9 protein-coding genes and 1 pseudogene are annotated in these 18769 nt (G+C 71.5%); 4 read left to right on the top strand and 6 right to left on the bottom strand.

Annotation, left to right across the window (positions count from 1 at the left end; all coding sequences use genetic code 11):
• Positions 1–84 precede the first annotated feature (84 nt).
• The gene (locus MQV74_RS01980) at positions 85–1038 is read right to left on the bottom strand and encodes an esterase/lipase family protein (protein ID WP_242714254.1); all 954 of its coding nucleotides are present in this window, start codon (positions 1036–1038) and stop codon (positions 85–87) included.
• 454 nt (positions 1039–1492) lie between these two features.
• Between MQV74_RS01980 and MQV74_RS01975 the strand changes: the two genes are divergently transcribed.
• Positions 1493–3919: an NACHT domain-containing protein gene (locus tag MQV74_RS01975; RefSeq protein WP_242714253.1), complete on the top strand. Its 2427-nt coding sequence runs from the start codon at positions 1493–1495 to the stop codon at positions 3917–3919.
• Positions 3920–4023: 104 nt separating this feature from the next.
• Here the strand turns inward: MQV74_RS01975 and MQV74_RS01970 are convergent, their stop codons facing one another.
• Positions 4024–4506, bottom strand: coding sequence for a hypothetical protein (locus tag MQV74_RS01970; protein WP_242728480.1), 483 nt, complete (start codon positions 4504–4506; stop codon positions 4024–4026).
• A gap of 62 nt (positions 4507–4568) precedes the next feature.
• Here MQV74_RS01970 and MQV74_RS01965 point away from each other — a divergent pair, with 62 nt between their 5' ends.
• A complete protein-coding gene (locus MQV74_RS01965; protein ID WP_242714252.1) occupies positions 4569–4781 on the top strand; it encodes a hypothetical protein in 213 nt (70 codons plus the stop codon).
• On the opposite strand, the gene MQV74_RS01960 is transcribed toward MQV74_RS01965, so the two are convergent.
• A complete protein-coding gene (locus MQV74_RS01960) occupies positions 4763–6004 on the bottom strand; it encodes an FAD-dependent monooxygenase (RefSeq protein WP_242714251.1) in 1242 nt (413 codons plus the stop codon). The genes MQV74_RS01965 and MQV74_RS01960 overlap by 19 nt on opposite strands.
• Positions 6005–6084: 80 nt before the next feature.
• Between MQV74_RS01960 and MQV74_RS01955 the strand changes: the two genes are divergently transcribed.
• Positions 6085–6666, top strand: coding sequence for a TetR/AcrR family transcriptional regulator C-terminal domain-containing protein (locus tag MQV74_RS01955; RefSeq protein WP_242714250.1), 582 nt, complete (start codon positions 6085–6087; stop codon positions 6664–6666).
• A gap of 171 nt (positions 6667–6837) precedes the next feature.
• Positions 6838–6984, top strand: a pseudogene (locus MQV74_RS01950) (IS5 family transposase); the annotation flags it as partial.
• Between the two features lie 153 nt (positions 6985–7137).
• Here MQV74_RS01950 and MQV74_RS01945 read toward each other — a convergent pair.
• From MQV74_RS01945 to MQV74_RS01935, 3 genes are all read right to left on the bottom strand, one after another.
• Positions 7138–8667: an amino acid permease gene (locus tag MQV74_RS01945; protein WP_242714249.1), complete on the bottom strand. Its 1530-nt coding sequence runs from the start codon at positions 8665–8667 to the stop codon at positions 7138–7140.
• A gap of 110 nt (positions 8668–8777) precedes the next feature.
• The gene (locus MQV74_RS01940; RefSeq protein ID WP_242714248.1) at positions 8778–9704 is read right to left on the bottom strand and encodes a hypothetical protein; all 927 of its coding nucleotides are present in this window, start codon (positions 9702–9704) and stop codon (positions 8778–8780) included.
• Between the two features lie 1190 nt (positions 9705–10894).
• The gene (locus MQV74_RS01935; protein WP_242728479.1) at positions 10895–18475 is read right to left on the bottom strand and encodes a type I polyketide synthase; all 7581 of its coding nucleotides are present in this window, start codon (positions 18473–18475) and stop codon (positions 10895–10897) included.
• Positions 18476–18769: the final 294 nt, after the last annotated feature.

Genomic DNA, 18769 nt, shown 5'->3' with positions numbered 1-18769 from the left:
CCCGCCCCACCAGGGACATCCGGGTCAGCCCCGGCCTCCGCGACGCGCACGGCCCGCGGCAGCGTCCACGGCACGCCCGCAGAATCACCAGGCGGGCGCCCTCGGCACGCAGGGGGCCACCGGGGCTGAGGGGTCCAGGGCCCGTTTGACCAGTCCGATCGCACGCGGGCTGTACGACATGCTCAGATGGGCGGAGAAGTCGATGAAGCATCCTTCCTGCAAGGTGATGTTCCGCACCGTCGCTCCGGGGCCCGCCGTCATGAACGTGTTCTGCCAAGGGGTGCTGATCTCGTCGTACTTCGTGCCGATCACGGTGTACTCGACCCCGGGGACGGTGTCGCCGTCGGCGTTGAGCTCTTTGATGAAGTCGGATTTCTCGTACTGCTGGATGCCTGCCTTCCCGAAGGGTTTCTCCCCGAGTCCCAGTATGTGGAGCTCGTCGGCGAGGGTCTCGATGCCGCTGAGGGTGGTGCCGTGGTTGGTCGCGGCGAGTTGGACGACCTTCTTGACCTTGTTCTTCGAGGGGTCGGTCGTGTTGGCGCCTCCGTCGGCCTTGAGGTACCAGCGGGCCAGGGTTCCGCCCTGGGAGTGGCCTACGAGGTCCACCTGACCGGAGCCACTGGCTGCGAGCACCTTGTCCACGAAGGCGGCCAGTTCCAAGGAGGACTTCTTGATGTCTCCGTAGCCCTTGACGGTGGGAGCGAGTCCCACTCCGGCGTCGTCGGTGTCGCCGTAGTCGAGGGCGTAGACGCAGTAGCCCTGGGCCTTCAACTCGGGGGACATCCGGGCCCAGTTGTTGTAGCGGTTCTCATAGGTGCCGTGTACCAGGACGACCGGACGCGGGTGGGCGGCGCTGGGACGGCAGTTCCAGTCGTTGGCGCCCGGTGGATCGATGTCGAGGTGGCGTATGGAATGACCGAGGGCGGGAAGGAAGTTGTCCTGCTGAGGGCCGGTCTTCGCTGCCGCGGACGCGGAGGTGGCCAGGACCGTCGCTGCTGCGGCGGCACAGACGGCGGTGACGTATGTGGGTACGTGCAAGACGGGCTCCTGGGAAGTGGGGACTCTGGGCCACGCGCGACGTTTCGCATGAGTGCCGACCGAGGAGGGTGCCTCGGGTACTGTCCGCCGACGTTCTCGCCGGGTGACGCACCGTCAGGCCCTTGGCCCTGCTGCCGCCCGAGGCGGTCTCACCCGGGAGCTTCTGGACCTGCTCATCCTTCAGGTCGTTCAGCAGCGGCTCGTCGGCACTCAGCATGGCCGCGACGCTACCGACCCGCCCGTGCCCACCACACCGTTTCCCCGAGATCAGCTTGATGAGGCCCAGCGCGAGGGTGTCGCTGATGCCCGCAGCCGGGGCGGTCCGTGCGTCCGGCGGACGACTCGCGCACGTCGACCGCTGGGCCACGGCTCCCAGGCCCCAGCCCTCGCCGCCCCGCCGCTCGGCCCGAGCGCCGGCCGGCCGGGAGGTGACCCGCTCACCGGCCGCTGGCTCGTGGGGAAGCTGGTGCTCGCGTGCTGCTCGTCGGCGGCGGGTGTGGTGCTGTTCGCGGTCGCCGTCGACACCGGCGGCCAACGAGCTTCGGTGTACGGCCTGTTGCTCGGCTTCCTGTGCGTGGTACTCGTGATGTTCGGCGTCTGGCAGGCGCCCGCCTCGCTGGTGCGGCACCGTCGGTCCCGGGTGCTGTGGGGCGACCGCTCCGGACCGGAGCTGAACGCGGCGGCCGAGCGGCTCGCTGCGGCCGAACGCGAGCAACTGCTGCGTGCGGAGCGGCTGCGCCGGTTGCAGGACCCGGCGCCGATTCCCGTTCGCTGGAGCGCGGCCCCCGACGAGCTGACCGACCACTGGGAGAACATCACCGGCGGCGGACCCGTCCCGCTCGCCGGCCGATTCGAGGAGATCGCCGACGTCTTCGACCGAGTGCCGTCCGGCCGGCTCGTGGTCCTCGGCCAGGCGGGTACGGGAAAGTCGGTCCTCGTGGTCCGTCTCGCCCTCGACCTCCTCGAGCGCCGCAAGCCCGGCGAGAAGGTCCCGGTGATCCTGCCCCTCGCCTCATGGCGGCCGGACGCCGAGCCGGATCTGTGGGAGTGGGCGGCCGACGCGCTCGGCCGTCGGCACGCGGGGCTGGGCACCGGCACCGCCTCCGCCCGCGACCTCTGCCGTGAGCTGCTGCGCACCGGCCGGCTGCTACCGGTGCTCGACGGCTTCGACGAACTCCCCGAGGCCGTACGGCCGCGCGCCTTGACCACGTTGAACGCCACCCTCGACCGGGCCGCCCGGGCCGTCCTCACGAGCCGTGCGACGGAGTACCGCGACGCCACACGCGCGAGCCGTCCGCTCACCGGTTCGGCCGCCATCCGCATGCGGCCCCTCACCGCGGCCGACCTGACCGGCTACCTCCGGCGCACCACCCGGCCCCGGCCGGGGAACAGGCGGCGCACGACCACCTCGTGGGATCACGCGCTCACCGCGCCCGCCGACGACCCGCGGCACGCGGCGCGGACCCGTGTCCTCACCGAGGCCCTGGCCACCCCGCTGATGGCCGCGCTGGCCCGCAAGGCATACAGCGACACCGGCCGGGACCCGGGGGAACTGCTCGACCCCCGGCGCTGCAGCGACCGCCATGCCATCGAGACCCATCTCCTCGCCCAGTTCGTCCCCGCCGCCTACGACCCCTCCCTCGCCGCCGCGAGCCCCGGCTGCCGCTGGGACGCCAAGGACGCCCACCGCTGGCTCGCGTTCCTCGCCGCGCACGCCAGGGACCTGGAAGCCGGGGAGGTGACCTGGTGGCGCCTGCCGCTCGCCGTGCCCTGGATCGTGCGCGGCGTCGCCGCGGCCGCGGCCATGGTGCTGGCCGTAGTGGCACTGGTGCCCGTCGGTATCGCGCGGCCCTTCGAGGCCCCGTTCGGGCTCGCCACCGTCCCGCTGATCGCCCTGGTGGTGCCCTTCGCCGGCCTTGTCGTCATCGACGCCGCCTCGGAGATCGCCGCGCCGTGGGCGCTCACGAAGCGCGGCTGGCTGCTGCCCTTCCTGCGAAGGACAGCCCTGCCCGTCCCCCTCGAGTTCATCGTGACCTTCACCGCCCTGAACGAGACCGCCACGCTCCTGTGGACGGCCTTCCACATGGCCATCCCGCTGCTGCTGCTCGCGGGTGGCTCGGCCTTCCAGGACGTCGCCGACCGCTCCCTGGCGCCAGGCCCCCGCGCCCTGCTGCGCGTGGACCGCGGGGTGACGCTGGCCCTCCCCGGCACCCGCGCCTTCACCGCACCCCGCCGGGCCGCCGCCGCGGCCGTGTGCCTGCTCGCACCGCTGACCCTGTTCCTGAACGAACGCACCCTCCCGGACGGGGCGGCGCCGCCGTCGGACTACGACATCGTCAACGCCGGGGACTGGCTGCTGAGCTCCCTCAGTGCGACAGCGGCACTCCTGCTGTACGGGATCGCCGTGTCGGCATGGGGACGGTTCACCGTCGCCAGGAGCTGGCTGGCCGTGACTGGCCGACTTCCCTGGCGGCCGATGGAGTTCCTGGAGGACGCCTGCACGCGAGGTGTCCTCCGCCAGACCGGCGGTGTGCTGCTCTTCCGGCACGGCCGTCTCCAGGACACGCTGGCCCCGCCCCGGCCTCCCGTCGCCCGCCTCGGCCGGATCCGTAAGCTCGCCTTGATCCGACATGCGGTCACCCTGACGCACTACGGGACAGCCCTCATGCTGCCTCTGATCCTGCCGGAACTGGTCGACACCCTCGCCACCCCGAACGACGAGCACTACCGGTCCCTTCCTCCCGCGTGTGCGCTGCTGAACCGGGACCTGGCCGCCCGGGCGGTACCCCGGCCGCAGCTCATCGAGTCGGCCCGGTACGACGACGAGACGCATGCTCGTTCCAGGACGCCCCGGTCCGCGCCGCGCTTCCACGGCCGGTGACGCACGCCTGGGCGCACGCGACCGCGGTCGGTATGCCCGGGGCATGGCTGGGCGCCGCGGTTATCCCAGCACGACTTCCCGCCCTTTCTGTGGAGTCAGCGATGTCAGGCGATGTGCTTGTGCATCACGTCGAGGTAGTGCCGACTGCGGTGCGGGACGTGGTGGTCCCGGCCAGGCAGGATGAAGACGGCGCAGACCCCGGCTGGCCGGGTGAGGATGCTCGACTGCTCGCTGAAGGTCAAGGCAGGGTTGACCTCGTGGTGGCAGCCTGCGGTTTCGAGGGCAGTGACCAGTTCCTCGCGGAGCACGGTGGCCTCGAACGACTCAGAATCGGGCAGGACGAGCGGCGGGAGTTTGGCGGTCGAACCAGGCCAGAGGTTGACCGAGATGCCGCTGACGGCCCGCTGCGTGACCACCAGTTGCAGCCCGTCCCAGGAGTAGGGGTAGCCGTCGATGTCGGGCCCCTTCATGATGTGGGCAGGGTGCGGGCGCCCCCGGCCGAGGAGGTCTTCAGCCTCGGACAGGGGCATTCCGCAGTGAAGCGCGCCGACCCGGCCGGTTTGGGCGAAGTCGACGAGCACGTTCATCAAGGTCACGGCAGCGACTGTGTCATCCTCCCTGGCCTGTGCGCACTCTCAATATCAGCGCGGTGCGAAGCCTGTTCCGCCGACAGCGCGTTCGTCGTCACTTCACCGACGAGCCGGTGGCCTGGGAGCCGTCGGCGCACTGGCTCGACACCCTCGGCCTGCCCCAACCGCACCTCGATCTGCCCGACGAGCGCGTCTGTGCGCTGCTGACTGCGCAGCCCACCGCTCACGACACCGCCGTGCGGAGCGGACCGGATCAGGAGGCGTCGGCGTAGGCGGGAAGCTGCCAGTCGCCGCCGCGGTCCTGCTTCGACATGCGGGCGACCAGGTCGGGGATGCGCAGGAAGCAGGCCAGCGCCGTGACGTTCTGAAAGGCGGTGATGGCGTGCTTGTTCAGCGGCATGCCCACCCGCAGGATCTTCGGGTTGACCTCGCCCTGGATCTCGTCGACGAACGGGCGCAGGACGTGCTCGTAGTTCGCCAGTGCCCCCGTCAGGTCGCCCGGGCTGCGGTTGATCTCCCCGGCCAGGACATACGCACCCACCAGGCCGCCGGAGATCCCCATGCCGCTGTAGGGGGAGGCGCAGTGCGCGGCGTCACCGGCCAGGACCACCCGGCCCCGGGACCAGCTGTCGATGCGCACCTGGGCGATCTCCTGGGAATAGAAGAACGGGCTGTCCTTCATGCCCTTGACGAACCGCTCGGTCTGCCACCCCGCATCCCCGAACCGCCCGGCCCAGAACTTCTGCTGCTCCTCGATCGGCGCGCGGTGGATCGCGGAGGCTTCCGGGGAGTCCTCGCGCATCACGAAGTACACCTGCGTCTCGGTCGCGTTGTGGCTGCGCCGCATGATCTGCCGGCCGCCCGGGACCATGCAGGTGTCGCGGATGCTGGTGTCGGAGGCGATGCGCGGCACGAACCAGTACGCCATGTGGATGCCCACCCGCCAGTACGGGTCGAAGCCCTCGGGCAGCAGCGCCCGGCGTAAGCGCGAGCCCTGTCCGTCGGCGCCGATCAGCACGTCGTACTCGCCCGACGTCCCGTCCGAGAAGTGCGCGGTGACCTTGTCGGTGTGCTGGTCGAAGCCGTCGACGCTCTTGCCGAGGACGAATTCGGCGTCGTCCTTCGTCGCCTCGTGCAGGATGCGCACCAGGTCACCCCGCATGATCTCGTACTCCGAGGTCAGCGTCTGGCGGCCCTTGCCGGAGGTGTTCGCCATGATCGTCGCCTTCGGCCTGCCCCGGGAGTCCACGAACGCCACCCCGGCCTCGTCCACCAGCTGACCGCGCACCTCTTCCAGCAGCCCCATCCGCGCCACCGCGTCGATGCCCTGCCCGCGCAGGTCCACCTGCGCCCCCGAGGCCCGCAGCGCCGGGAACCGCTCGACGACCGTCACCTCATGGCCGCCACGCGAAAGCCAGAAGGCCAGCGCCTGCCCGGCGACACCGCCGCCCGCCACCAGGATCCGCAGCGACCGCTTCACGTTGTTGCCCGCCATGACCCACTCCACAATCTATCGGTGATTGATTTTCCCTTTCCAGAGTCTTCTATCACCGATAGATCTTCAACGTGACCAAGATGAACCGTGAGACCGTCGTCGCCGAGGCGCTCGACCTGCTGGACGACGTAGGGCTGGAAACCGTCAGCACCCGGCGGCTGGCCAAGCGCCTGGGCGTGGAGCAGCCGTCGCTCTACTACCACTTCAAGACCAAGAAGGACCTGCTGGCCGCGATGGCGGAGGCGGCCATGGCCCCGCATGCCACCGCACCCCTGCCCCAGCCCGGGGACGACTGGCGCACCTGGTTCCTGGACAACTCCCGCAGTTTCCGCCGCACCCTGCTGATGCGCCGCGATGGTGCCCGCCTGCACGCCGGCAGCACCCCGACCGGCGACCTGGACCGCATCCGCCGCAAGATGGCCTTCCTCGTCACCTCCGGCGTGCCCGAGCGGCACGCGCAGATGGCGATGCTGGCCTCCGGCCGCTTCACCGTCGGCTGCGTACTGGAGGAACAGGCCGACGCCGGAACCCCGAACCCCGGGGACCTGCCCGACGACGTTCCCGCACTCGATCACGAAGTGGCGTTCGAGGCGGGCCTCGCCCTCATCCTCGGCGGCCTCGACCAGCACACCGCCGCCCCTGGCGCCGCAGCCGCGCGCTGAGCGCCGCCCGGGGCCCGGCTCGTCGCGAGTGAGGCGTCCCAGGCAGCCGCCGCGCAGCCCCCACAAGGCCGCCGCGACCAGCAGCGACACCGCCGCCCCCGTCGACAGCCGCCCCTCGCCAGCACTGGGCGAGCAGCAGCTTGCCGTACGGGAACAGCGCGCGGCGGAGAGGGTCTTGACCCAGAGTTGGTGCGCCGGCAGGAAGGCAAGATGCGCCACCCCTCTGCCCGCGTGATCGACGCGCAGAGCGTCAAGACCTCCACCTCCGTCCCCGCCCGGACACACGGCATCCACGCGGGCAAGAAGATCGTGGTCCGCCACCCTCGGCATCGACCTCGAAACTTCCCTGGCGCCCGGGCGGCAGCGGATCACCTTGCGCGGCTGGCGGCGTGGCAGACCGCCAGGCCCTCAAGGCGGTGCCCCTTCTGCGCGTCTACGACCCGGCGACGTGGGGCCGCGCGGGCGTAGGTGTCAAGGGCGGCTCGCCTCCTGCTCGACCACGTGCACCTGGTGCGGGGCGCGGTTGCGCGGATGGTGCGGGTTGAGAAACCACTTGCGGGCCGAGGCCAGCCACCAGGCGGCGCAGAAGGCGATGACGACGCCGACGGCGATGGGGGCGTAGTTGAAGGTTTTGGCGGTGACGGGGGAGGCCTGGGGGAGCATGAAGAGCACGGTGATGACCAGGACCCAGGCGACGGCGACGGTGCCGATGATGGTGGACCAGGAGCCGAGGTGCCAGGGGCCGCGTTCGAAGCGGTCGCCCTGGCGCAGTCGCAGGTAGGTGGGGATGACGTAGGCGATGTACAGGCCGATGGTGGCGATGGAGGTGACGGCGGCGTAGGCGGTGCTGTTCCACAGGTAGGGCAGGCCCAGGCAGAAGGCGCCGCCGGTGGCGAGCCAGACGGCGTTGGTGGGGGTGCGGGTGCCGGGGTGGAGCTTGTGCCAGATCCGGGAGTAGGGCAGGGCTCCGTCGCGGGAGAAGGCGTAGATCATGCGGGAGTTGGCGGTGACCGAGGCCATGCCGCAGAAGAGCTGGGCGACGATGATGACGACGAGGAGCCATTTTCCGGTGGCCGCGCCGAGGGCGTCCATGAGGATCTGTGCCGGGGGTACGCCGGTGTCGGAGTCGAGGGCGCCGGAGTAGGACTGGATGGCGTAGGTGAAGCCGAAGAGCAGGACGAACCCGGCCGCCAGGGAGACGAGGATCGAGCGGACGATGCCCTTGGGGCCCGCGGTGGCGGCGTCGATGGTCTCCTCGGTCATGTGGGCGGAGGCGTCGTAGCCGGTGAAGGTGTACTGGGCCATGAGCAGTCCGATGGCCACGACGTAGAGGCTGGAGGTGAAGCCGGTGTTGTTGACGGACTCGCCGAAGACGAAGCGGATGGACTGGTGGTGGTCGGGGACGAGGACCAGGGCGCCGCAGATGAGCATGACGCCGCCGATGTGCCACCAGATGGAGAGCTCGTTGAGGAAGGCGACGATGCGTACGCCGAAGGTGTTCAGTACGCCGTGCAGGACCAGGATCGCGGCGAACAGGGTGATGGTGTGCCCGGGAGTGGCGGCGTACCCGAATTGCAGGTCGAGCAGGGCGTTGAGGAAGGTGGCGGCTCCGAAGTCGATGCCCGCGGTGACCGCGATCTGGCCCAGGGTGTTGAACCAGCCGGTGAACCACGCCCAGGCCGCGGCGGTGCGGGGCGGGCCCATGCGGTGGGCCCAGAAGTACAGGCCCGCGCTGGTCGGGTAGGAGGAGCAGACCTCGGCCATGGACAGGCCGACGAACAGGGTCATCAGGCCGACGAAGAGCCAGCCCCACATGATGACGGCGGGGCCGCCGGTGTTCATGCCGTAGCCGTACAGCGTCATACAGCCCGACAGGATCGAGATGATGGTGAAGCTGACGCCGAAGTTGGCGCGGCCGGACATGGAGCGCGACAGCGTCTGGCGGTAGCCGAGCTGCTTGAGGCGCTCCTCGTCGGAGACGCGGGATACATCGAGAGGCACTGGGTGCCCTTCCCTTCCTGTGTGACTCCTGGGTGACTCGTGCGCGGGTCGATGGTGATGACGTGCGGGGAGCGGCTCCGCTCTCAGGGTGCTGGGGAGCGGCTCCGCTCTCAGGGGCGCTTTCGCCGCCGGGGCGGGCTGTAGGCCCAGCTGCGGTGGCGCAGGAACAGCTCGCGGGCGCGGCCGCAGTAGGACCAGGGGACGTGTGTGGCGTACGGGCCGATCGCGTCGAAGACCTCGCGGGCCTCGCCGTGTCGGTTCGCGAACGACAGGGCGTGTGCCAGGTAGTTGGCGTCGTCGGCGAAGCAGGCGTGCGGCTGCGGCGTCCGGTGGCGCCACCAGCGCTCCAGGGCGTGCTCGGCCTGGGGGCAGTCGGCCCAGGGGTGGATCACCAGACCGTACGCGCCCTGGTTCTGCTCCTGCCGACAGCGGTGCGCCTCGGCCAGGACCACCAGCGGCAGGACCGCGAGGGGCAGGCCTTGGGGAGCGAGGGCCACCTGCTCCTCGGCCCACCACATGGCCTCGCCCTGAGCGCCGTGGTGGCGGGGGAAGAGGTAGGTGACGACCTCGTGGTGTGCCTCGCGGTTCCACGGATCGCGTCGCTTGATCTCCGACCACACGTGGTTGAGGGTGTCGCGGTCAGGGGCGTGGGTGCGCAGCAGCGCGAGCATGACGACCAGGGGCGCCACGTCCTGCGGCCACACCTCCAGGGCGGTCCGGCAGGTGGCCCAGGCCTCTTCCATCTGGGTTCGGCCCTCGTCATGTCCTGCGATCATCGCGCGCAGGGCCTGCACGTTCGCGAGCAGGGCGAGGGCGTGCGGAGAGCGCGGCTCGGCCTCCGCCCAGGTGTCGGCGAACCTCAGGCGCGCCCCGGCCTCGGCGAGAACCTGAAGGCGGAAGATCCTTCGGTCCCAGTCCGACCCGGTGGCGACGAGCACGTCCCGCGGCCCTTCCCACCGGCCCATCGAGGCGTCTTCGAGCACGTGCCGCAGGGCCTCGTCGTCCCGCGCCGGGTGCGAGTCAAGCTTGGCGGACACGGCTCGGCTTCCTGCGGGCTGCCACAAGCCCTGCTCCGGGGCGCTCGGCCGCATCGCGGGGGAGTTGGATACGACGTCGGCCGGGGCCCCGGAGCAGGGGGCTGAGGGCGGTGCGCCGCCTCCGCCGGGTGCTGCGGGGTGGGGATTGTCCTGATGCCATGCGTGTCGTCCCCCTCATGGTCTGTGCCGCCGGTTCACGTGGCCGGTTACGAGTGACGTTGCTGTGCGTGCCGTCCGAAGAGGGCTGGGTGCGGTGGCTCTTGGTGATCGGGACGGTGCGTGCTGGTGGTCGTGGTCCCGTGGTGCCGACGCCCCGTGATGCGGTGGTCCCGTCGTGCCGTGGTGTCGTGATGCCCACACCGGCACGTGCCGGTCCCGTTCCGCGGCGGTGGCGAGCGCGTGTGCGCAGCCGTCATCGAGTCCGAGGAGGGTGGTGAGCCCCGCCCGGTGCGCGCGGGGGCGCCGGTGCACCCATCATTACTCCCCCTTATCCCTCTGGCCGCAAGATGCGCGTGCGTACCAACTCAAGTGGGGAAGCGAGCTTCGGCCATCCTTGGCGTGCGGCGTGACGTGGCGGGGCGCGATGGTCTTGGCTACTGACACACCGTGCCCTGACAGTTGACCAGATGGCCTGGTACGCCGAATGCGGCTTGTGTGGAGGGGAGTTGGTGCGTGCCGAAGGGCCTCGCCACGACTCGCCGGGTCTCCAGCCCCACCAGACGCACATCAAGGGGGCCCGGCGGGCCACTGAGGCGACGCTCCGCTGCCACCAGCACGCTCGCATCCAGCGCACCCCGGGCGGCAACCAGTTGGCCGAGTACCGTACGTGGATCAGGCGTGCTCCGACCGTGAGTGCGGCGGCGGCCACGTGGACTGCTGGCTGGGCGCTGCCCCCAGCTGTACACCCAAGTCGGCGACGCTGGCGTCAGCCAGGAAGGGCTCCAAGGGGAAGGCGCAGGTTGGGCGCTCCGTGGGCTACGGGCGCCCCACCCATGTGACGGTCGGCGGCTCGCGCTTGACCGGATCGCGCCATGGATGCTGACCGATCCGGCCCTGGAACGACGGTGGGCCGACCGCTACCGCCGAACCCTTGAGGCCATCGCCCTTGTCAGGGGCGTCGGCCGCGCCGTTCAGGGCAGCGAGAAACTTATCCGTGGCCGGAGGGCAGCCCACGAGCAAAGAGGCACGCTCTAGGAATCCACTTCTCTGCGGGCGCCGTTGGGGGCCATGAGCTGGGGAAGCAGGATGCGCGCCAAGTGGTCCGTGCCGGTGGCGTTGATGACTGCCACCGTAGCGAGTTCGCAGTTGAGGTTGCGGCGGATGGTGGTGGTGAGTTCGGTGGCGAGCAGGGAGTCGATGCCGAGGTTCTTGAGGGCGATGGACTGGTCGATGCGTTCGGTGGGGGTGCGCAGGAGCCGTGCGAGGAGTTCGGTGAGGGTGTCGCGCACGAGGGTTTCGGCCTGTGGGGGGTCGAGTGCGGTGATCTGTTCGCGCAGGGTGTGGGAGTCGTCGGTGTGCTCGGGGACGGCCGCGAGGACGTGGGCGTGGCGGGGGACGTCGCCTGCGACGGTGGCGGTGCGCACCCGGTGCCAGTCGACGTGGGCGACGACGGTGGCGACGTCGACGGTGGAGTGGGTGAGGAGCGCGAGGGATTCGAGGGCCGCGGTGGGGGTCAGCGGGGTGGTGATCTGCCTGCCCAGGTATTCGTCCGTGTAGGTACGGGCGGCGTAACCGACCTGGGTGATGGCGCCCCAGCCGACGGCGAGGGCGGGCAGGCCGACCTCGCGGCGGGCGCGGGCCAGGGCTTCGGTGTAGACGTTGGCCGCGTTGTAGTTGGCCTGGCCGGGCCAGCCGAGCAGGGAGCTGGTGGAGCTGTAGAGGACGAAGAGGTCGAGGTCGTGGCGGCGGGTGAGGGTGTCCAGGAGATGCGCGCCCTTGGCCTTGGCGGGCAGCGCGGCGCGGAAGGCCGCGTCGGTCGAGTCCCTGAGAAGGGTGTCGTTGAGTTCCATCGCGGCGTGGACGACACCGCGCAGCCGCAGGGGAGCGGAGTCGATGACGGTGCGGAGGGCCGCGGCGTCGGTGACGTCGGCCGCGTGGACGCTGACGTCGACGCCCTGGGCGCGCAGGTCGGTGAGGAGGGCCGCGGATTCGCGGGTGCTGTCGCCGCGGCGGCCGACGAGGGTGAGGTGCCGGGCCCCCAGGGTGGCGAGATGGCGGGCAGTGGCGGCGCCGAAGCCGTTGAGGCCGCCGGTGATCAGGTAGGTGCCGTGGGGGTTCAGGCGGAGCGGGGCGGGCGCGGAGCGGACCGGCGGGCGTTCTTCGAGGGACAGGACGACCTTGCCGACGTGGCGGGAGTGCTGGAAGAGGGTGAACGCCTCCTGTAGCTGTGCCGCGGGATGGATGCTGTGCGGGAGCGGCCGGTAGGCGCCGCGGCGGACGAGATCGCTGACGGCTTCCGTGAGGCGCCGGGCCCGGCGCAGCGGTCCTGCGACGATCTTGAGGATGTCGACGGCCAGATAGCTGCAGTTGGCGGCGAGGGCCTTGAGCAGCAGGCGGCTGTTGTCCTGGAAGCCGCGTTTGCCGAGTTCCACGAACCTGCCGCCGGGGCGCAGGAGTTCGAGGCTGCGGGCAGCGGCTTCGCCGGTCAGGGAGTTGACGACCACGTCGACTCCCTCGTCGTCGGTGAGCCGGTGGACCTGTTCGGCGAAGTCCGGGCCGCGCGAGTCGAGGACGTGTGTCACCCCGAGGTGGCGGAGGAGACGGCGTTTGGCGGGGGTGCCCGCCGTGGCGATGACCTGGGCGCCGACGTGCTGCGCGTGTTGCAGCACGGCCAGGCCGATGCCGCCCGCGCCGCCGTGGACCAGGACCGTTTCGCCTGGCTGTAGGTTCGCGCGGTCGGTGAGGCTGTAGTGGACGGTGGCGAAGGCGATGGGGAGCGTCGCGGCTTCGGCGAAGCTCATGCCGTCGGGGATGTGGCCCGCCAGGTGGGCGGGCGTCGTCATCCGGGAGGCGATCGAGGTGGTGGTGAAGGCGAACACGCGGTCACCCGGGGCGAAGCCGGTCACCCCGGTTCCGACTCCGGTGACGGTTCCCGCGCACTCCAGGCCCACGCGGTCGTGCTCGAAGCCGGGCGTGTCGGCGTCTTCGGTGATCAAGCCGGTGACGGTCATGACGTCGTGGTAGTTGAGGGCGGCGGCTTCCACGGCGATCACGATCTGGCCGGGGCCGGGGCCGGGGCCGGGGCCGGGGCCAGTGCCACGGCCGGAGGCGGGGGCGCCTTCCGTGTCCTGGATCCACGACAGGGCCGCCGCCCCGCCGCCCCGCTCGGCGTGAAGGCGGTACGGACCGCTCGCCGCAGCGGGAGCAGTGGGCAGCCGGGCCGTCGTGCGCGGGGCGAAGCAGCCACCGCGCGTCAGGACGAGCTCGTCCTCCGCCGTGTCCGCGTTGATGACTTGAGCCAGCCGCGCGGCGTCGTGGGCGGCGTCGCTGCCGCGGTCCAGAGAGACGCGCCGGATCCGCAGAGAAGGCTCTTCGTTGGCCAGACTGCGCGCCATGCCCCACACGGCCGCGTCCGAGGGCACGAGGGGGCGTTCGGGGGCGGGCAGGGCCCCGCTGGGACGGGTGACGACGACGAGGGGCAGCGGGTCGGGGGAGGGGTCGCGGTGCCGGGCGGCGACCAGATCCCTCAGCATGGCGGCCCGCCGGAGCATGGGGTCGATGAGGTCCTGGTCCGGCGAGGAGACGAGCTCCTGGTCGGGCGAGGCAGGGCGCGGCGGCTGCCCGACCCAGGACGGCTCCTCGTCCCGGGGCGGCACCTCATCTTGTGGCGGCTCCCCGCTCTGCGGCGGCCCCCCGACCCACCGCGGCGACTCGCCCGCCCACGCTCCCGAGGCCACCTCGTCAAGAAGCACGACGACACCGGACGAGCGCTCACCGTCCGACCACGGCCACTCCACACGCGAGCTGTCACCCGCGGAGACGACCGCCACCTCCGGGCTCCCGGACACCCGCAGGGCGTCGACGAGCCGACCAGTGAGCTCCGCCTCAGGGCGCTCCGCGACGACGAGCCACCGCGCGGCGCTCCGCACGACGGGTGTCGCCGTGACAGATGTCGTATCAAGGGCCGTGCGGGTGGCGAGGATGACGCTGTCGTCGGCGTCGTCGACATCGAGGTCCTGGGTGGCGTACGTGGCGTCGGTGAAGCCGCACTCGGCGAGCAGCGGCATCCACTGGTCGGCGGTCAGCAGGCAGCTCTGGGTGCGCAGCGGCGCGTCGGTGAACTGCCAGAAGCCGTCGAACCCGCCGAAGCACAGGTCGTCGAGGCGGGGATCGCTCGCCTCCACGGCCAGCAGGGCTCCCCGGTCGCCGAGCAGCGAGGCCACGTGGTGGAGCGCCTGGGTGAGGCGCGGTGCGACGTGCAGGACGTTGGCGGCGATCACCAGGTCGAACTCGCCCTCGGCGAAGCCCTGCGCCACGGGGTCGGCGGTGATGTCCAGCGTGCGGTACTCCACGAAGTCGTACGCGGTGAAGCGCTCCTGGGCGCGGGTGAAGAACCCGGCCGACACGTCGGTGAAGACGTACCGGGTGCGCTCGGGCGGCAGCAGCGGGAGGAGGGACGCGGTGGTGCCTCCCGTGCCGCCGCCGACCTCCAGCACGTGGAGCGGCCGGTCGGCGGGCCATCGCGCCAGGAACGCGCGCAGGTAGATCCCGGCGTTCTGCCGGGCCGGGCGGGAGGGGACGGTGGAGCTGTACACCTGCTCGATGAGGTCCCGGTCGGCGCCGTTGAACATGAGGTCCACCGGGTCGAGGTCACCGCGGAGCATGGGTGCCAGATGGCTGCCGCACAGGGTGCACAGGGTCAGGAAGGCGGCCTCGGCCGGGAAGTCGGCCGTCGTCTTCTGGAGGACGGCCGCGGGGCGCGGCGGCGCGACGAGCCGCCAGCTGGGGTTCTCCGCGCCACCGCCGAGGGCCGTCATGACGCCGGCGTCGCAGGCCATCCGGGCCAGTGAGCGGACCCACAGCTGCCTGTCGGGCCGCAGCCCCGCTGCCAGCAGTCGGCCGAGGCTGAACTCCTGCTCACCGGGCAGCATGTCCTGCACGGCCTGGGCGAAGAAGTGGCCGCTGAGTTCGCCGGTCCTGGCGGCCAGGCCGTTCTCCCGGCTGTCCCGCCACCCGCGCGGCAGGGCCTGCCGTTCGGCGCGGGTCGCCCGCGCGAGCTCGGACGCCGCGATGGCCGGGGCGGGGACGGCGGCCAGCGGCACCGCGCGCAGCTCGGTGGTGTAGTACTCCGTGGGCCGACGGCTCCGCTCGTCCAGCGCCTTCAGCCGTACCTCGGTCATCTCCAGGGCGACCGCGCCACGGAGGTCGGTCACCGTGACGTCCACGACGCCTTCGTCGGAGGTGACCGCCCGCGCCCGTACGTCGATGAGGCCGACGGCGTCCGGGGCGTCCCAGCATCGGATGGCACCGGCGGACACGGGCACGTAGATACGGCCGTCGTCGGGCAGCAGCGCCAGCGCGGCCTGGAGCGCGGCGTCCATGACGACCGGGTGGGCGTGGAAGGCGGTGTCGTCGCACGGCGGCAGCGCGTAGCGGGCCGTGACGGTGTCCGCCGTGGCCCGCAGGTCGTGCAGGACGCGCAGGAGCGGGCCGTAGGACAGGCCTGCCTCGGCGCAGCGGGCGTAGTGAGCCTCGGCTGCCCGCTTCCCGGCGCTGGTCTCGGGCGAGGGCGCGGGGGCCAGGGGGCCGGGACGGGGCCGCAGGAGACGCCGGACCTGGGCGCGCGCGTGGGCCTGCCAGCTGGAACCGTCGCCGTCGGTGCTGCTGATCTGCGTCACACCGTCGTCGGGACTGAAGCTGGTGCGCAGCCGTACGTCCATCGCGTCGTCCTGCCAGGGAAGGGTCAGCGCGCTGTCGATGCGCAGGCCGAGGACCTCGATGGGCACGCCGAACACCTCGGCGCCCGCGGCCAGGGCCATCTCGGCGAAGGCCATGCCGGGCATGACCACGCTCTCGCTGATCGTGTGGTCGCCCGCCCACGGCACCCTCTCGGGCTCCACGTCGCACTCCCAGCCGGGCTCGGGGCCCGGTATCCGCTCGCCCAGGAGCGGGTGTCCGGTGCTGCCGAGCGCCAGCCGTTGGTCCCACCAGCCGGGGGCTCCGTGCCAGTGCCGCTCGTGCTGCCAGGGGTAGGCCGGCAGGTCGACCACCCGGGCCGGCCGGGGAAACCACTCCTCCCCTGCGACATCGGCGCCGACGGCCAGCAGATGTGCGAGTGCGGTGTCGAGCGCGGCGGGCCCGTCGCCGTCGCGGAACAGCGTGGGGATGACGGCCGTCTGCCCCGGGACCGCGGCGCACAGCCGGGTGAGATAACCCCGCAGGACGTGGTGAGGCCCGACCTCCACGAACGTGTCGCAGCCCGCGGCGAGCAACTCCTGCACGGCCGAGGCGAACCGCACCGGCTGCCGTACGTTGTCCCACCAGTAGTCGGCGCCCAGCGTGCGGGTGTCGACGAGGCTGCCCGTGACGGTCGAGGCGAACGCCGTGTCCGTGGCGCGCGCCTCGACGCCTTCAAGAGCGGCAAGCAGCCCGTCACGGATGCCGTCCATCGCCGCCGTGTGGAACGCGTAGTCCAAGTCGAGCAGCCGGAAGAAGACGCCCCGCCGAGCCGCTTCGTCGCCCAGCTCCTCCAGCGCGTCCAGCGGGCCGCCGACGGTGAGGTCGCGATCGCTGTTGAACGCGGTGACCTCCAGGCGCCCTTCGTACGGGGCCAGCAGGCGGCGGGCCTGTTCACCGCCGACCCCGATGGCGGCCATGCGGCCCAGGCCCGCGGTCGGCCCCTGCGCCCGGCTGCGCTCGGCGACCACGCGGCACGCCGTGGCCAGGTCGAGGGCGCCCGCGGCCCACGCTGCGGCCACCTCCCCGACGCTGTGGCCGATCACCGCCTTGGGCCGGAAACCCCGCTCGGCCAGCACGCACACCGTGGCCACCTGCACGGTGAACAGCAATGGTTGGGCGACCTCCGTCGCGGCCGAGCTCTCCGCCTTCGCCGCGCGCAGCTCCTGCTCCACCGACCAGCCGAGCGCGGGTGTCAGGAGCGCGTCCACCCGCGCCACGGCGGCGGCGAACACCGCGTCGCTGTCCAGCAGATCGGCGCCCATACCCGCCCACTGAGCGCCATTGCCGCTGAACGCGAACGCCACCTCGCCACGCGACACCCCGCGGGCGGTCGCCGCCGCTCGAGAGGCGGGGGAGTGCTCCGCCAGCGCCTTCAGCCGTCCGGCGGCCTGCCGGGCGGAGCCCGCCAGGACCACCGCGCGGTACGGGTGCCGCTCGCGGCGCCGGGCCGACGTGGCGGCGAGATGGTAGAAGTCCCGCTCGTCCAGGCCCTCCAGGTGCCGCACCATTCGCTCCGACGCTTCGGCGAGAGCGTCGCGGGTGCGCGCCGAGACGACGACCGGTACGTCCCCGTGCCCGGTCGCCTCGGCAGGCGCGGGCGGGGCCGACGGAGGGGCCGCGAGGATCGCATGGGCGTTGGACCCGCCCGCCCCGAAGGAGTTGACGCCGACCAGCGAACGCGCGGTCACCTCAAGAGGGCGTGCGGTGAGGACGGGTTCGAGCCCCAGAGCGGTGAAGTCGATCGCTTTGCTGAGGGGAGTGGCGTGCAGGGAGGCAGGGATCGCCCCGTGGCGGAGTACGAGCATCGCCTTGAGCAGACCCGCGATCCCGGAAGCGCCTTCCAAATGGCCCACGTTGGTCTTGATCGAGCCGATCGGCAGCGGATCGGCCACCCCCCGCGAGCGGCCCATCGCCATCCCCAGCGCCCGGCACTCGATCGGATCCCCCACCGGGGTGCCCGTGCCGTGGGTCTCCAGGTACACCACATCGCCCGGATCGACGCCCGCACGGCGATAGACCTGCTCCAGGAGGGCCCGCTGCGCGCCCGCGTCCGGTACGGAAATGCCGGGCGTATGGCCGTCGTTGTTGGTGGCGGTGCCCCGGATGAGCGCGTGGACGCGGTCGCCGTCGAGTAGGGCGTCCGCGAGACGTTTGAGCACCACCAAGCCGCCGCCCTCGCCACGCACGTACCCGTCCGCGGCAGCGGAGAAGGTCTGTGAACGTCCGCGTCTGGACAGCATCGTGGCACGGGACGAGGCGACGAAGTCGGTCGGAGCCAGCAACAAGTTGGCGCCGCCCGCCACGGCCATGCCGACCCGCCCCCGGTGCAGCGCTTCGCACGCCTGGTGCAGTGCCACCAAAGAGGACGAGCACGCGGACTCCACGACCACGCTCGGCCCGCGGAGATCGAAGTGGAAGGAGATGCGGTTGGCCGCGAAGGAGGTCATGATCCCCAGCGCGCTGTGACTGTCCATCAGCTTGGGCCGCATGGCCTGGAGCGTCGCGTAGCTGTGCCCTCCCACGGACACGAAGACGCCGGTGTCCGTGCCCGCTAGCGATCTGGTGACGGCGCCCGCGTCGTCCAGGGCCTCCACCGCGAGCTCCAGGAGCAGCCGGTGCTGCGGGTCCATCTGGGCTGCTTCGCGCGGGGAAATCTGAAAGTAGTCGGCGTCGAAGCCCGCCACGTCCGCCAGGAACGCGCCTGCCACGGTGTACGACTTACCGCTGCGCCGAGGGTTGGCCGATAGCCACCGCTGGGCGTCGAACCTGTCGGGCGGCGCCACACCGACCAGATCACGCCCTCCCATCAGGGCGGTCCATAACGCGTCCAGACCATTGATCCCGCCCGGCAAGCGGCAGGACGCGCCTACCACTGCTATCGGCTCATCCAGAGTCACGAAAGGTTCACCCTCCACCACCGCCTCCTTTGAGCCAGAACAGGTGTCACCGCAACAGAAGCTGCCCAGAGGGGCGGTTGATAGCCATGGGCTCAACAGGATGGCGAGAACGTTCGCAGGTATGCGCTCCACACGCACTCCTGTTTGCGGCCATCCTGACAAATCCAGTCCGTCGCGGCCAGCAAGAGGCCGTTCTCGGACAGTTCGGTCCGGGCCGGCGGCCGTCGAGGACGGGGGTGAGCGGGACCTCGGGGACAGCGGGCGGGAGTG

It is taken from the genome of Streptomyces sp. AN091965 (genome assembly GCF_022698285.1).
Taxonomy (GTDB): Bacteria; Actinomycetota; Actinomycetes; order Streptomycetales; family Streptomycetaceae; genus Streptomyces.
The sequence above is the reverse complement of the archived record's forward strand: the minus strand, read 5'-3'. Positions and strand labels throughout refer to the sequence as shown.

Bases quoted from the DNA above. Each gene is read 5' to 3' on its own strand.
- MQV74_RS01960 (WP_242714251.1), bottom strand. From the start codon at position 6,004: ATGGCGGGCAACAACGTGAAGCGGTCGCTGCGGATCCTGGTGGCGGGC.
- MQV74_RS01955 (WP_242714250.1), top strand. From the start codon at position 6,085: ATGAACCGTGAGACCGTCGTCGCCGAGGCGCTCGACCTGCTGGACGAC.
- MQV74_RS01970 (WP_242728480.1), bottom strand. From the start codon at position 4,506: ATGAACGTGCTCGTCGACTTCGCCCAAACCGGCCGGGTCGGCGCGCTT.